Origin of the sequence: Spirillospora sp. NPDC052242 (assembly GCF_040679555.1) — a bacterium.
GTDB lineage: Bacteria > Actinomycetota > Actinomycetes > Streptosporangiales > Streptosporangiaceae > Spirillospora.
This window is the reverse complement of record NZ_JBFAUZ010000019.1, coordinates 33,032-47,548: the sequence shown is the minus strand read 5'-3', so window position 1 is coordinate 47,548 and position 14,517 is coordinate 33,032. Positions and strand designations below refer to the sequence as shown.

The window sequence follows — 14,517 nt, the reverse complement described above, 5'->3', positions numbered from 1 at the left end:
TCCCGTGTCGGTCGGACGAGGTCGGTGACGGGCGTGCTCGCGCCGCTCATCCGCCCGTCGCCTCCGCTCGGCCGGTCAGGCGGACGAGGTCCGCGAGGACCTCGGAGACGACGGCGGGATCGAGGTCGGCGAACCGGAGGGACGCGGGCTCGTCCGGCCGGTGGGGGTCGCGGTCGGCGGCGACGCGGACGTCGGTGAGCGTCTGCGTCTCGCCGAGCAGGTCGGGGTCCCCGGCGGGGATGCCGGGGGCGAGGGAGACGACCAGGTACCGGCCGGGGGCGAGTTCGCGGGACACGCACCGCTCGACGCCCGCCTCCAGCGGCGTCCCGCGCTCCCAGCCGCGCCCGGTGAGGCCGAGCAGCGCACCGACGTGGACGTCCGCGCCCGTGAACCGGGGCAGCCGTCCGCCGTCGCGCTCGTCGGGGGCGATCATGTGGGTCGGACGTGCGAGCTGCTCGAACGGTTGCAGGATCTCGTAATCGGTGAACACCTCCGTCCACGCCTTCACCTCGTCGCCGAGGTGGACGGGATGGGCGACGCCGACCCTCGCGGTCTCCGGCAGGACGATCGCGTCGTCGGCCGCGTCCGCGAACGTGCCGTCCTCGGCGACGCGGAACGCGACCGGGCCGTCGGCGTCGCCGTCCTCGGCGAGCCAGACCAGGCGGCGGACGAGATGCCCGACGAGCGGGTGCCCGGCGAGGTGGTCGCGGAACTCGGGGAGCGTCCAGCGGCGGCCGGTGACCATGGCCCGCTCGAAGCGGCCGATCTGGTCGGCCGCGACCGTCCGGACGTCCTTCTTCAGGCCCGCGAACCGCTTGTGGGCGGCGGGGGCAAGGTCGGGGTCGTCCGCCGCGCCCGGTTTGGGCAGGGCCTTGCGGACCTTGCCGTCCTCGTCGGCGATCACCGGCTTGAGCTGCTCGTCGAACCCGACCACGAACCGGCGCGGACCGTAGTCGAGCGTCAGCGTGCCCGACGCGTCCAGGCCGAAGTCCGGGACGAGCCGGTCCGCGAGCTGATCGGCCGTCAACTCCAGTTCGGCCGCGAGCTCCTCGATCTTCTCCTGTGCGCGCGTCTTCAAGCCCTTGAACTTCACCCGCTGCGCGATCGAGTTCAGGTGCAGCAGCGCGGTCTCGGTGCCGATCCCGGCCAGGACGTCCAGCCCGGTGACGGCCTTCGCGTGGCCGCCCTCGCCCGGCCAGGCGCGGATCACCGGCGCGAGCCGCCGCACCGTCTCGTCGTCCCCGGTCAACGCGAGCTGGGACAGCGCCCAGCCGTCCTTCGAGGGCGCACCGCACATCTCCCACCAGCGGAACAGCGCCCACCCGAACTCCGCCAGCGACTCCGGATCGCACAGCTCCCGGACCACCCGCACGCCCGCGTACGGGGCGTCCGGCGTGGACATCGCCAGCATCGTGAGGACCTGCGCGGCGGCCTCGTCCGGCAGTGCGTGCGTCCGGTCGCGCAGGAGGAGCGGCGGCAGCACGCGGACGTCGATCCAGTCGACCGGCGGGATCTTCGTCGGGAGGACGTCGAGCGGGTCGGTCGACAGCAGGGCCTCGATGCCGGCCGCCGCCGCGTCGCCGTGGACGCGCGCCGCCGCGACGACCGGCTCCGCGCCGTGCCGGGACGCGACGAGCCGCAGGGCCTCCTCGGCGGCGCGCCGGGCGGGGCCCGCCGCGCCGAACGCGTCGGGGACGAGGGACGGCGCGGCGGCGGGGCCGTGCCGGACGAACCAGGCGCGGGCCGCGGGCCGCACCCGCTTCGGCCGCAGCCAGCCCGCCATCGACCGCGCGATCTCGTCGGACACCAGCGGCATCAGGTATCCGGCGAGCCCGGCCGGGTCGCGGCGGACGGCCGACAGCACGGGGTCGTGGACGAGCGTCCCGAACCGCGCGACGAGCGGCGGCAGCCAGTCGTGCACGCTCCAGATCTCCCGGGGCTCCCAGCCGTCCAGCAGCGGGAGCACCAGCTCGTCGGGGCCCTTCACCAGGAGCCGGTCCTGGACGTACTGGCCGCACGTCCCGGCCCTGAACCGCGCGGCGGCGTCCGCGTAGTCGATCTCCTCGCCGAGCTGCCGCCAGCGGGCGGGCTCCCGCGCCCACTCCTCTCGCTCGCCCGGCCGCCAGGCGATGTCCCGGACACCGGGCGGCGCCAGGTCCTTGACGACGACGGGTGCCGCGGCGGCCCCGGGACGGGTCCACGGCGGCGCGGTCAGCAGCGGCGGCAGGTCCGCGGGGCTCGGCGGGCGGGTGCCCGCGTCCAGGACGGCCCGGACGGCGTCCCGGGGGCCGGGCGGGAGCGCGGGGAGCGTCCGCGCGGCGAGGTCCGGGTGGGTGCGGACGTGCGCGGCCAGCAGTTCGGCGGCGCGCGGCGCCGTCGCCTCCGGCAGCAGCCGCAGCGCCCGGACCGGGAAGCGGCGGGAGGCCGCCAGCACGGCGGGCGGGACGGCCGGACGTCCCATGCGCGCGGCGAGCGCCCGGAACGCGCCGTCCACGGGGAGCACGGCGAGCATGCCGCTCAGCTCGCGGACCGCGTCGGGCGCGGTCGCGCCGTCCAGCGCCGCGGCGAGGAGCGGGACGACGGCCTCGGGGCCGACGCCGTCCACGAGCGTCGCGACGACGTCGAGCCGCTGGTCGAAGGGGTCGAACGGCAGCGCCGTCGCCTGGTGCGGGTGGCCGAGCGCGCACAGCGCCAGCCACCGCTGGTAGGCGTACCGGGCGGAGGCCCGGTCGGGGAACGCGCACACCTCCTCGACCCAGTCCTCGCGGGTCGGGACGAGGTAGGCGGCGACGATGTCCTGCAGGGGGTCGCCGCGGTGCTCGCCGATGCCCGCGACGGCCGCGGCGTACACGTCGTCCGGGGCGGCGGCGAGATGGGCGCGCAGCCACCTCGCGGGCTCCCCGCCGACGCGGAAGCCCAGGGACGCGTCGGCGGGGAGCCGGCGAACGCCCGTGTCGGACGCGTCGAGGCCGGCCCACGCCGTGAACGCGGCCGCGGCGAACGCGGCGCCGTGCTCGGCGAGCCACGCCTCGGCGAACGCGGGCTCCCGCACGTCCCGGTCGACGGTGGCGGCGACCGCCGCGGCGCCGAGCGGGCTCGCGTCGCCGCGCAGGTGCGCGCGTCCGGCCGCCGCGATCTCCGGGTCGCCGCCGGGCGACGCCAGGGCCCGCTCGATCTCCGCGCGGGCGCCGTCCACGAGGGAGCGGGCCCGGTCCACCCGTTCCGGGTCGGGCGGGGACGGCGCCGGCCCGCCGGGACGGTCGCGGCGCGGGTGCAGGACGTCCCGCCACTCGTCCGGCACGGCCGGAGTGCTCTCGTCCGTCACCGGGCCGCCTCCTCCGCGGCGAGCCCGGTCAGCTCGGCGAGCATCTCGGAGACGGTGACGGGGTCGACGTCGCCGAGGCGCAGCCTCGGCTCGGGGCTCCCCTTCGGGGACTCGTACGGGACCCCGGCGAGCCGGACGTCGACGAGGATCTGGTCGCCCATCTCGTGGGGGTCGCCGACATAGAAGCCGGGTTCGAAGGTGACCACGAGGTGCCGGTCGCCGGGCAGCGGGCGGGAGATCCAGCGTTCGAGGCCGACCTCCATCGGCGCGCCGCGCTCCCAGCCGCGCCGGGCCAGGCCGAGGAGGGCGGCGACGTCCGCCCTGCGGCCCTCGAACCGGGCCAGGCGTCCGCCTTCGCGCTCGTCGTCGGTGAGGGCGTGGACGGGACGGGCGAGCTGCTCGAACGGCTGCAGGATCTCGTAGTCGGCGAACAGGGCCGCCCACGCGGGCAGCGCGTCGGCCAGGTCGACGGGGTGGGCGACGCGGACGGCGGCGCCCTCGGGGACGGTGACGCTCTCGTCGGCGGCGTCCGCGAACGTGCCGTCCTCGGCGACGCGGAACGCGACCGGGCCGCCGCCGTCGCCGCCGTCGGCATCGTCCTCGGCGAGCCAGACCAGGCGGCGGACGAGATGCCCGACGAGCGGATGCCGGGCGAGATGGTCGCGGAACTCCGCGACCCGCCACCGCCGCCGGGACGCCATGGCCGCTTCCAGCCGGCCGATCTGGTCGGTCGCGACCGCGCGCACGTCCTTCTTCAGCTCGGCGAACCGCTTGTGGGCGGCGGGCGCGAGGTCGGGGTCGTCCGCCGCGCCCGGCTTGGGCAGCGACTTGCGGACCTTGCCGTCCTCGTCGGCGACCGTCGGCCTCAGCAGCTCGTCGAACCCGACCACGAACCGGCGCGGGCCGTAGTCGAGCGTCAGCGTGCCCGACGCGTCCAGGCCGAAGTCCGGGACGAGACGGTCCGCGAGCTGATCGGCCGTCAACTCCAGTTCGGCCGCGAGCTCCTCGATCTTCTCCTGCGCGCGCGCCTTGAGCCCCTTGAACTTCACCCGCTGGGAGATCGAGTGCAGGTGCATCAGCGCGGTCTCGGTGCCGATCGCGGTGAGGACGTCGAGTCCGGTGACGGCCCTCGCGTGGCCGCCGTCGCCCGGCCAGGCCCGGATCACCGGCGCGAGCCGCCGCACCGTCTCGTCGTCCCCGGTCAACGCGAGCTGGGTCAGCGCCCAGTTCTCCTTGGACGGCGCGCCGGTGAACTCCCACTCGCGGAACAGCGCCCACCCGAACTCCGCCAGCGACTCCGGGTCGCACAGCTCCCGGACGACCCGCACGCCCGCGTACGCGTCGTCGAGCCGGGACATCGCGAGCATGGTCAGGACGTGCCGCGCCGCGTCGTCCGGAAGCGCGTGCCCGCGGTCGCGCAGCACGATCTGCGGGAGGACGCCGAGCTCGACCCACCCGACGTCCGGAATCTTCTTGGGCAGGTCGTCCAGGGGGTCGGCGGCGAGCAACGCCTCGACCGCGGCGGCCGCCCGGTCCCCGTGCACGCGGGACGCCTCGACGACCGCCGCCGGCCCGTCGTGCCCGGCGACGAACCGGAGGGCGTGCTCGGCGGCGCGGCGGGCGGGGCCCGCCTTCCCGAGCGCGTCCGGGACGAGCGACGGCGCGGCGGCCGCGCCGTGCCGGCGGAACCAGGCGCGGGCCGTCCGCCCTGCGGTCTTGAGGCGGACAAGCCAGTCCGCCATCGTTCGCGCGATCTCGTCGGTGCGGAGCGGCAGCACGTACCGGCCGAAGGCGTCCGGGTTGTGGCGGGCGAGGTGCAGGGCGGGGTCGCACGCGTCCAGTTCGAGGCGCGCGACGAGCGCCGGCAGCCAGGTGTCCGCCAGCCACGGGTTCTCGGGCTCCCAGCCCTTCATAAGCGGCCGCAGCAGCTCCTCGGGCCCCACCGCCAGGAACTCGGCCGTCCGCAGCGGGGAGTGGCCGCCGCGCGGGAAGTTCGCGGCCGCCTCGGCGAAGTCGGCGTCCGTGCGGCGCCACCCGTCCGGAACCTCCGCCCGCCAGGCGTCGCGCTCGCCGGGCGCCCAGGCGACCGCGCGGACGCCGGGCGCGGACAGGCCCGCGACGACGGCCGGTTTCGCGCCGGCGGCGGCGCGGGTCCACGGCGGCTCGGTCAGCAGCGGCGGCAGCTCCGCGGGCGCCGGACGGCGCTCGAGCATCGACCGGACCGCCGCCCGCCGCCCCGCCGGGAGGTCCGCCGCGACCCGCTCCGCGACGGCCGGGTGCCTGCGGACGTGCTGGGACAGGACGTCCGCGGCGAGCCGCGACGACGAGGCCGACAGCAGCCGCACCCCCCGTTCGGGGAAGCGCTCGGCGGCCTCCCGGAGCGCGTCGCGGAGGCCGGGACGGCCGAGCCGGGACACGAGCGCCTGGAAGGCGTCGTCCACGGGCAGCGGCACGAGGAACGCGAGCGGCAGCCGGTCGCCGCTCGACCGGGCGTCCAGCGCCTCGGCCAGGAGCGGCACGACCTCCGCGGGCCCGAAGGCGTCGATCAGCGTCGCGAAGACCTCGTAGTCGTACTGCCGGCCGACCCGGCGCCCCATCGCCGCGAGCTGGTGCGGCCGGCCGAACGCGCAGTACAGCATCCACTCCTCGGAAAGGCCGAAGCGCTCCGGGAAGCCGGGGGTGTTCGCGCACAGGTCCTCGCCCCAGTCCTCGCGGGTCGGCAGCAGGTAGGCGGCGAGCATCCGCTGCCAGTCGTGCCGGCGGGCGCCCTCCAGCCGTTCGGCCGCCTCGGCGTACACGTCGTCGGGCGCCGCGGCGAGGCGGCCCCGCAGCGACCGGGCGGCCTCCCGCGAGAACCCTTCGCTGCCGTACATCGCGGGGGCGGGGCGGTGGCCGGCGCCGTACAGGTCGCCCTGCCGCGGGGCCGCGAGCACGATCCCGGCCATCTCGGTGAAGGCGTGCGCGGCGAACGCGACGCCGTGTTCGGCGACGAGCGCGTCGGCGAACAGCGCCTCGACGGACGGGCCCTCCGGCGGGCCGCTGGACCGTGTGGACAGCCCGCTCAGCCGGACGGCGGCGAACACGACCGCCGCCGCGCCGAGCGCGTCCGGCTCGCCGCCCAGGTGCGCGCGTGCGGCGGCGGCGATGTCCGGGGCGGTGCCCGGGTGGTCGATGACCGCGCGGACGCCGTCGCGGACGCCGTCCATGACGGCGCGCACACGCTCGACGGCCGCGCCGGGCGCGGGCGGCTCCGGGACGTGCCCGCCGCCGCGTCGCGGGTGGACCGCCTCCCGCCAGGCGTCCGGCATGATCAGCGTGTTCTCGTCGGTCATCGGGGCGTTCCGTCCGTCGCTTCGGTCAGGTGGGCCGGGTCGGTGAGGAGCTCGGAGCCGAGCACGGGGTCGAGGTCGCCGAGGAGGTCGGGCGCGCCGGCCGCGCGCTCGTCCGGCGCCGGCGGGACCGCGGGCGGTCGCGGCGCGGGTGCCGCGCGCGCCGCCACGCGGGCGGCACGACCAGGGCGTCCTCGCCGGTCAGGTCGGTCATGCGGTCGTCTCCGCCCGGCCGGTCAGGCGCAGGAGGTCGGTGAGCATCTCGGAGACGGTGACCGGGTCGAGGTCGCCGAAGCGGAGGGACGCGGGCTGGGACGGCCGGTACTCGCCCGGCGACGCGGCGATCCGGACGTCGGTGAGGGTCTGGTCCCCGAAGTCGTCGGGCATCCCGACGGTGATGCCGGGGGTGATGCCGAGGACGAGGTGGCGGCCCTCGGTGAGGGGCTTGGAGATCCAGTGCTCGATGCCCGCGTCCATCGGCGCCCCGCGCTCCCAGCCGCTCCGTGTGAGACCGAGGAGGACGCCGATGGACGCCTCCGCGCCCTCGAACCGGGGCAGGCGGCCGCCGTCGAGCTCCTCCGCGGTGAGGGTGTGGACGGGGCGGCCGAGCTGCTCGAACGGCTGCAGGATCTCGTAGTCGGCGAACAGGTCCGCCCACGCCTTCAGCTCGTCGCCCAGGTGAACGGGGTGCGCGACGCGGACCTGCGCGGTGCCGGGGAGGGCGACGGCGTCGTCCGCGGCGTTCGCGAACGTGCCGTCCTCGGCGACGCGGAACGCCGTGATCGCGGCGCCGCCGTCCTCGGCCAGCCACACCAGGCGCCGCACGAGATGACCGACGAGGGGGTGCCCGGCGAGGTGGTCGCGGAACTCCGGGAGCGCCCAGCGGCGTCCGGTGACCATCGCCCGTTCGTAGCGCGCGAGCTGGTCGGCCGCGATCGTGCGGACGTCCTTCTTGAGGCCCGAGAACCGCTTGTACGCGGCGGGGGCCAGCTCGGGGTCGTCCTTGGCGCCCGGCTTCGGCAGCGACTTGCGGGGCGCGCCGTCCTCGTCGGCGACCGTCGGCCTGAGCATCTCGTCGAAGCCGATGCGGAAGCGGCGCGGGCCGTAGTCGAGGGCGAGGGTCCCCGACGCGTCCAGGCCCAGGTCGGGGACGACGCGGTCCGCGAGCTGGTCGGCGGACAGTTCGAGCTCCGCCGCGACCTCCTGGATCTTCTCCTGCGCGCGGGTCTTCAGCCCCTTGAACTTCACCCGCTGCGCGATGCCGTGCAGGTGCATCAGCGCCGTCTCGGTGCCGATGGCGGCGAGGACGTCCAGTCCGTTCACGGCCTTGGCGTGGCCGCCCTCCCCCGGCCAGGCCCGGATGACGGGCGTGAGGCGGCGGACGGTGTCGTCGTCGCCGGTCAGCGCGAGCTGCGCGAGCGCCCAGTTCTCCTTCGACGGCGCGCCGCACGTCTCCCACCAGCGGAACAGCGCCCAGCCGAACTCGGCGAGCGACTCCGGGTCGCACAGGTCGCGGACGATCCGGACGCCCGCGTACGGGTCGTCCGGCTTCGACATCGCCAGCATCGTCAGGACGTGCCCGGCCGCCTCGTCCGGGAGGACGCGCGTCCGGTCCCGCAGCAGGATCTGCGGGAGCACGCGCGGCTCCGCCCACTCCACGGCCGGGACCTTCTTCGGCAGGTCGTCCAGCGGGTCGGCGGCCAGCAGCGCCTCGATCGCGGCGGCCGCCGCGTCGCCGTGGACGCGCGCCGCCGCGACGATCGCGTCCGGGCCGTGCCGGTCGGCGATCAGCCGCAGGGCCGCCTCCGCCGCGCGGCGGGCGGGCGCCGCCTTGCCGAGCGCGTCCGGGACCAGGGCGGGCGCGGCGGCCGTCCCGTGGCGGCGGAACCAGGCGCGGGCCGTCCTCCCGCCGCCCTTGAGCCGGACGAGCCAGTCGGCCATCGTCCGCGCGATCTCGTCGGACAGCAGCGGCAGCACGTACCGCCCGTAGGACGCCGGATCCCTGCGGGCGACGGACAGGGCGGGGGCGCAGGCGGCCGCCTCGTGGCGCGCGACGAGCACCGGCAGCCACTCGTGCGCCTCCCAGAAGTCGCGCGGTTCCCACTTCTCCAGCAGCGGGCGCGCCGTCTCCTCGGGGCCCCTGAGGAACAGGAGGGGCCCCTCGTACCAGTAGGAGGACCCTCCCGACGCGATCTTCGCGGCCAGGTCGGCGAAGTCCGCCCCTGCCGCGCGCAGGTTCCACAGGTCGGCCTGCCGTCCCGCCCACTCGTCGCGCTCGCCCGGCCCCCAGGCGACCGCGCGGGTGCCGGGCAGGGGCAGGCCCTCGATGACGACGGGCTCGGTCCGGCGGCGGGCGCGGGTCCACGGCGGCTCGGTCAGCAGCGGCGGCAGGTCCGCGGCGGGCGGGACGCGCGTGTGCGCGTCGCGGATCTCGCGGATCTTCGCCCGCTCCTCGTCCGGGAGGCCGGGCGCGACCTCCGCGGCGATGCCGGGGTTCGCGCGGACGTGCGCGGACAGCAGGTCCGCCGCCTGCGCGGCCGGGGAGCCCGGCAGCAGCCGCATCGCGCGGCGCGGGAAGCGGCGGGCGGCCTCCAGGAGCGCGGGGACGACGCCGGGCTTGTCGATCCGGTCGACGAGCGTCTGGAACGCCTCGTCCCGCGGCATCGCGGCGAGGAATCCCAGCGTCCGCCTGATGTCGTCGGTGGTGCTCACGTACGGGCCGTTCAGCGCCTCGCTCAGTAGCGGCACGACGGCGTCGACGCCGACGCCGTCGATCAGCGTCGCGACGACCTCGCGGTCGCAGTGGAAGCGCAGCGGCTCGCCGAGCACGGCGGGCTGGTGCGGGCGGCCCAGCGCGCAGAGGGCCAGCCAGCCCGCCGAGAAGTGGCCGAACGGGATTTCGCCGGGGCGCGCCCACAGGTCCTCGACCCAGTCGTCGCGGGTCGGCGCCAGGTAGGCGGCGACGAGCTTCTGCAGCGGGTGGCGGCGGGCGCCGGCGATGCCGTCGACGGCCTCGGCGTAGACGTCGTCCGGGGCGGCGGCGAGCCGGGCGCGCAGCGACCGGGCGCTCCCCCTGGTCAGCCACCAGTGGCAGCGCATCTCGTCGGGGGCGTGGTGGCGGACGATCATCGACCGCAGCGTGTCCCGCCCCCACGGCCAGGTGTTCGATATCGGCAGGTAGGTGGCGTCGGGCCACTGGGGGTTCACGGTCACGATCCCGGCCCACTCCGTGTAGGCGCGGGCGGCGAACGCGACGCCGTGCTCGGCGACCAGGGCGTCGGTGAACAGGCGGCCGGGCTCGGGGTCGTGCCTCTCGTGCAGCCGGTTCAGCGGCGCGACGACGAACGCGACCGCGGCCGCGCCGAGCGGGTCGGGCTCGCCGCCCAGGTGGGTGCGGGCGGCGTCGGCGATGTCGGGCGCGGCGTCCGGGAGCCCGAGGACGTGGTCGATGTCGTCGCGCACGGCGGCCACGAGGCCGCGCACCCGCTCGGCGGCGGACCGGCCGGGCGCGGGCGGCGCCGGAACCCCGGGGCGGTCGCGGCGCGGATGCCGCGCGCGCAGCCAGGAGTCCGGCATGACCAGCGTGTTCTCGTCGGGGCCCGGCGGTTCGATCATGGTGACGTACCGTACGGGAGATCACCGACAAAGCCCTTCGGAACGGCTCATTCCAGGTCGCGCATGTCCCGCTCGACGCGTTCGGCGGCCTTGCGGGCGGCGATCAGCACCGGGTCCCAGACGGGCGAGAACGGCGGCGCGTAGGCGAGGTCGAGTCCCGTCATCTCCTCGACCGTCATCCGGTTCCAGAGCATCACCGCGAGGCCGTCCACCCGCTTCGCCGCGCCCTCCTCGCCGACGATCTGCGCGCCCAGCAGCCGCCCCGAGCGGCGCTCGACGACCAGCTTAGTCGTCATCGAGGTGGTGTCCGGGTGGTACCCGGCGCGGGTCGTGGACTCGACCGCGACGCTGAGCGTCGCGAAACCGGCCGCGGCCGCCTCCCGCTCGTTCAGGCCGGTGCGCGCCACCTCGACGCTGCAGATCTTGGAGATCGCGGTGCCGAGCACGCCCGGGAACGTCGCGTAACCGCCGCCGAGATTGATCCCGGCGACGCGGCCCTGCTTGTTGGCGTGGGTGCCGAGCGGGATCGCGACGGGCGCGCCCGACACCAGGTGGCGGGACTCCACGCAGTCGCCCGCCGCCCAGACCCGCTCGGTGCGGGTCCGCATGCGGCGGTCGGTGACGATCCCGCCGGTCGGGCCGACCTCGATCCCCGCGTCGCGCGCCAGGCCGCCGCCCGGCCGGACGCCCAGGCCGAGGACGACGATGTCGGCGGGCAGCGTCCGGGCCTCCGTGCGGACGGCCGTGACCCGGCCGGACGCGGCGGTGTCGAAGCCCGCGACCGGTTCGCCGAGGTGCAGCCCGATGCCGAGGCCGCGCATCGCGTCCGCGACGAGCGCCCCCATGTCGGGGTCGAGGGTGGTCATCGGCTGCTCGGCGGCGTCGACGAGCGCGACCTGCAGCCCGCGCATCACCATCGCCTCCGCCATCTCCAGGCCGATGTAGCCGCCGCCCACGACGACCGCGCGGCGCGGGGCGTCCGCCTCCAGCGCGCGGAGGATCGCGATCCCGTCGTCGAGCGTCTGCACGCCGTGCACGCCGCGCGCGTCCGCGCCCGGCAGCGGCGGCCGCACCGGGACCGCGCCCGTCGCGACCACCAGGTCGTCGTAGGGCTCCCACCCCTCCGCGCCGGACGCGAGGTCGCGCACCCGCACCCGTCCGCCCGCCGTGTCGATCTCCACGGCCTCGGTGCGGAGCCGCAGGTCGATGTCGCGGGCGGCGAACTCCTCCGGCGTCCGGGCGATCAGCCGGTCGGCGCCGTCCACGACGCCGCCCACGTAGTACGGGATGCCGCAGGCCGAGTAGGACGCGTGCCGGCCGCGCTCGAACGCGACGATCTCCAGGTCGGCGGCGTCGCGGCGGCGGCGGGCCTGCGACGCGGCGCTCAGCCCCGCGGCGTCCCCGCCGATCACCAGCAGGCGTTCGCGTCCGGCCATGTCCGTCCTCCCGTCCCCGATGATCGTTCCCGAGGCTACCGGGCGTTCAGAGGCCGTAGACGCGCTCCGCGTTGCCGCGCGTGATCATCTCCGCGACCCGCCGCGCGTCGCCGGCCGTCCAGGCGCCGTCGTCCACTCCCCCGGCGAGCTGCCCGGCGAGCGCCCGCCGGAACAGCAGCGACCCGAGGTGGTACAGCTCGGCGAGGCCGTAGGCGTCGGACGAGTACAGCACCTTCCCGAACGGCGCCAGCTCCAGCAGCTCGTCCAGCAGGACGTGCGCGCGGTGCCCGAGGTTGTTCATGGCGAGACCGGCGTCCACGTACACGTTCGGGAGGACCTGCGCCAGATAGCCCGCGTTACGGTGGAACGGGTAGTTGTGCAGCAGCATCGCCGGGACGCCCGCGTCGTTCATCGCCCGCAGCAGGTCGATCAGCAGCAGCGGGTCGCCGCGCCGCAGGTCGGCGTCCAGATCGCCGTATCCGACGTGGAACTGGACGGGCAGGCCCGCGTCCACCGCGCACCACACCAGGAACCGGTGCAGCGGCTCCTCGGACGCGCGCGGCTCGAGGTGCCGCATGAGCCGTCCGGCGGCCGCCGCGACCTCCGCCTCCGACGGCCGGTGCCCCGGCATCTCCAGCCCCGCCCGGTACGCGGCGACCGACTTGGCCGCGACCACCGACGGGGCGCGCGCCTCGATCCGGGAGCGGACCTCGGCGGCGAACCCGGACGCCGACACCCCCTCGGCCGCGACCTCCTCCGCGACCGTCTCCAGCCGCAGCACCTCGTGGGCGGGCGCCCCCGCCAGCTCCCCGAGCGCGGCCGGGCCCAGGATCGGCCGCGGGGCGTGCCCGGTGTCCACGCACAGGGCGCGCAGGCCGGCCGCCGCGAGGAACCGCCGGTTCACCTCGGCGGCCCCGAGGTCCGCGCGCCGCTCCAGGTAGTCGCCGGGCTCGGCGTGCGCGTCCAGGTCGAGGACGGGCGGGCACCAGCGGCGCAGCGCGAAACCGATCTGCGAGTCGAACAGGGACGCGCCGGGCGGGCCCGGGGCGTCCGCCTCGGTCAGCGCCGCCTCGAACGCGGCGCGGTCCAGGTCCGCCTCGAACACCCCGTGGCAGTGGTGGTCGACGAGCGGCAGCGACTCCAGGTACTCCAGCACGGCCCGCTTCCTCCCACACGACATGTCCCGACAGCAGGCCCTTCCCGGAAACGACGGGAAGATGTTCCTACGATGCCCTGGTGACCGGGAACGCTCCAACGTCCCGGCGCGGACAACCCTGCGAAGAACCGGGAGATCGAACGTGGAACAGATCCCAGCGACCCTCGGCGGCAACGACCGCGCCCAGATGGGCGCCCGGGCCGCCGAGACCGCCCGTCGGCTGGCCGGCCAGGACGTCGTCGCCGTCGCGCTGACCTGGGTGGACGTCAGCGGGATCACGCGCACCAAGGCCGTCCCGGTGAACCGGCTCGAGCACGCCGCCGCGTGGGGCGTCGGGATGTCCCCGGTGTTCGACGTGTACCTGCTGGACGACTCGATCGTCTCCGGCCGGCACATCGGCGGGCCCGTCGGCGACCTGCGGCTGCACCCCGTCCTGGACCGGGTCGTGCCGCTGGCCGCGCTGCCCGGCTGGGCGCAGGCCCCGGCCGTCCGGTTCGCCCAGGACGGGACCGTGCACCCCCTCGACGCCCGCGCCCTGCTGTACCGGGAGGTCGTGCGGCTCGGCGAGGCCGGCTGGGAGGCGAAGGCCGCGTTCGAGGTCGAGTGGGCGGTGTCGGCCGGGGACGGCGACGCGTTCGTCCCCGCGGCGCGCGGCCCCGCCTACGGGATGACGCGGATCACCGAGCTGTCCGGCTACCTGCGGGAACTGCTGGCGGACCTCGCGGGCAGCGGCGTGACCGTCCTGCAACTGCACCCCGAGTACGCGGCCGGGCAGTTCGAGGTCTCGGTGGAGGCCGAGGACCCGGTCGCCGCCGCCGACACGGCCGTCCTCGTGCGGGAGACGATCCGGGCGGTGACGCTGCGGCACGGGATGCGGGCGTCGTTCTCCCCGAAGGTCGAGGCGGACTCGGTCGGCAACGGCGGGCACGTCCACCTCAGCCTGTGGCGGCGCAACGCCGTGGACGGCCCCGCGAACGCGATGACGGGCGGCGCGGGCCCGTGCGGGATGAGCGCGTACGGGGAGGCGTTCGCCGCCGGGATCCTCCGGCGGCTGCCCGCCCTGCTCGCGATCGGGGCGCCGTCGGTCGCCAGCTACCTGCGGCTCGTCCCGTCCCACTGGGCCGGCGCGTTCGCGTGCTGGGGGCCGGAGAACCGGGAGGCCGCCCTCCGCTTCGTCACCGGCGTGCAGGGCGAGCGGGACGAGGCCGCGAACCTCGAGGTCAAGTGCTTCGACCCGGCCGCCAACCCGTACCTGGCGCTCGCCGCGCTGCTGGCCGCCGGACGGGACGGGCTCGCCGCGGGGCTCACGCTGCCCGAACCGGTCGGCGTCGACCCGGCGGCCCTCACCGACGACGAGCGCACGGCCCGCGGGATCGCGCCGCTGCCGGCGTCCCTCGACGCGGCCGTCGCGGCGTTCGAGCAGGACGACGTGCTGCGCGAGGCGCTCGGCGAGGCCGTCGTCGACACCGTCGCGGCCGTCCGCCGCGGCGAGGCCGAGCTGCTCGCGCACGCCACGCCCGAGCAGGTCGCGGCCGCCACCCGCTGGCGCCACTGACGGGAGTGCACCGGGAGTGAACACGGCATCGGTGGGCACACGGGATCTGTACGGCCTCCGCGCGTCCTCGCTCCGGGCGGAGCCCGTACGGCCACGTTCCC

Annotated in this window: 7 protein-coding genes; 1 reads left to right on the top strand and 6 read right to left on the bottom strand. The window is 76.5% G+C overall.

Translation table 11 applies throughout. The features are described 5' to 3' along the window. Positions 1 to 46 precede the first annotated feature (46 nt). From AB0L25_RS17480 to AB0L25_RS17455, 6 genes are read right to left on the bottom strand one after another with little or no spacing between them, the layout of a single operon-like run. Positions 47 to 3,325: a DUF4132 domain-containing protein gene (locus AB0L25_RS17480; protein ID WP_500173176.1), complete on the bottom strand. Its 3,279-nt coding sequence runs from the start codon at positions 3,323 to 3,325 to the stop codon at positions 47 to 49. Beyond that, on the bottom strand, positions 3,322 to 6,657 hold the full coding sequence (locus AB0L25_RS17475; protein ID WP_500173174.1) for a DUF4132 domain-containing protein: 3,336 nt from the start codon (positions 6,655 to 6,657) through the stop codon (positions 3,322 to 3,324). The genes AB0L25_RS17480 and AB0L25_RS17475 overlap by 4 nt, the downstream gene beginning before the upstream one ends. After that, the gene (locus tag AB0L25_RS17470; protein WP_500173172.1) at positions 6,654 to 6,824 is read right to left on the bottom strand and encodes a hypothetical protein; all 171 of its coding nucleotides are present in this window, start codon (positions 6,822 to 6,824) and stop codon (positions 6,654 to 6,656) included. The genes AB0L25_RS17475 and AB0L25_RS17470 overlap by 4 nt, the downstream gene beginning before the upstream one ends. Positions 6,825 to 6,864: 40 nt before the next feature. Then, entirely contained in the window at positions 6,865 to 10,269 is a 3,405-nt protein-coding gene (locus tag AB0L25_RS17465; RefSeq protein WP_500173170.1) for a DUF4132 domain-containing protein, read from the bottom strand. 47 nt (positions 10,270 to 10,316) lie between these two features. Next, positions 10,317 to 11,705 carry an FAD-dependent oxidoreductase gene (locus AB0L25_RS17460; protein WP_500173168.1) on the bottom strand — a complete coding sequence of 463 codons (1,389 nt, stop codon included), beginning with the start codon at positions 11,703 to 11,705 and terminating at the stop codon, positions 10,317 to 10,319. Positions 11,706 to 11,751: 46 nt separating this feature from the next. Beyond that, a complete protein-coding gene (locus tag AB0L25_RS17455; protein WP_500173166.1) occupies positions 11,752 to 12,885 on the bottom strand; it encodes an amidohydrolase family protein in 1,134 nt (377 codons plus the stop codon). A 118-nt stretch (positions 12,886 to 13,003) separates the two neighbouring features. On the opposite strand from AB0L25_RS17455, the gene AB0L25_RS17450 reads away from it, so the two are divergent. Beyond that, positions 13,004 to 14,416 carry a type I glutamate--ammonia ligase gene (locus tag AB0L25_RS17450; RefSeq protein ID WP_500173164.1) on the top strand — a complete coding sequence of 471 codons (1,413 nt, stop codon included), beginning with the start codon at positions 13,004 to 13,006 and terminating at the stop codon, positions 14,414 to 14,416. Positions 14,417 to 14,517: the final 101 nt, after the last annotated feature.

Coding starts and splice junctions, on each gene's coding strand:
- AB0L25_RS17475 (WP_500173174.1), bottom strand. CDS start 6,657: ATGACCGACGAGAACACGCTGATCATGCCGGACGCCTGGCGGGAGGCG.
- AB0L25_RS17465 (WP_500173170.1), bottom strand. CDS start 10,269: ATGATCGAACCGCCGGGCCCCGACGAGAACACGCTGGTCATGCCGGAC.
- AB0L25_RS17460 (WP_500173168.1), bottom strand. CDS start 11,705: ATGGCCGGACGCGAACGCCTGCTGGTGATCGGCGGGGACGCCGCGGGG.
- AB0L25_RS17455 (WP_500173166.1), bottom strand. CDS start 12,885: ATGTCGTGTGGGAGGAAGCGGGCCGTGCTGGAGTACCTGGAGTCGCTG.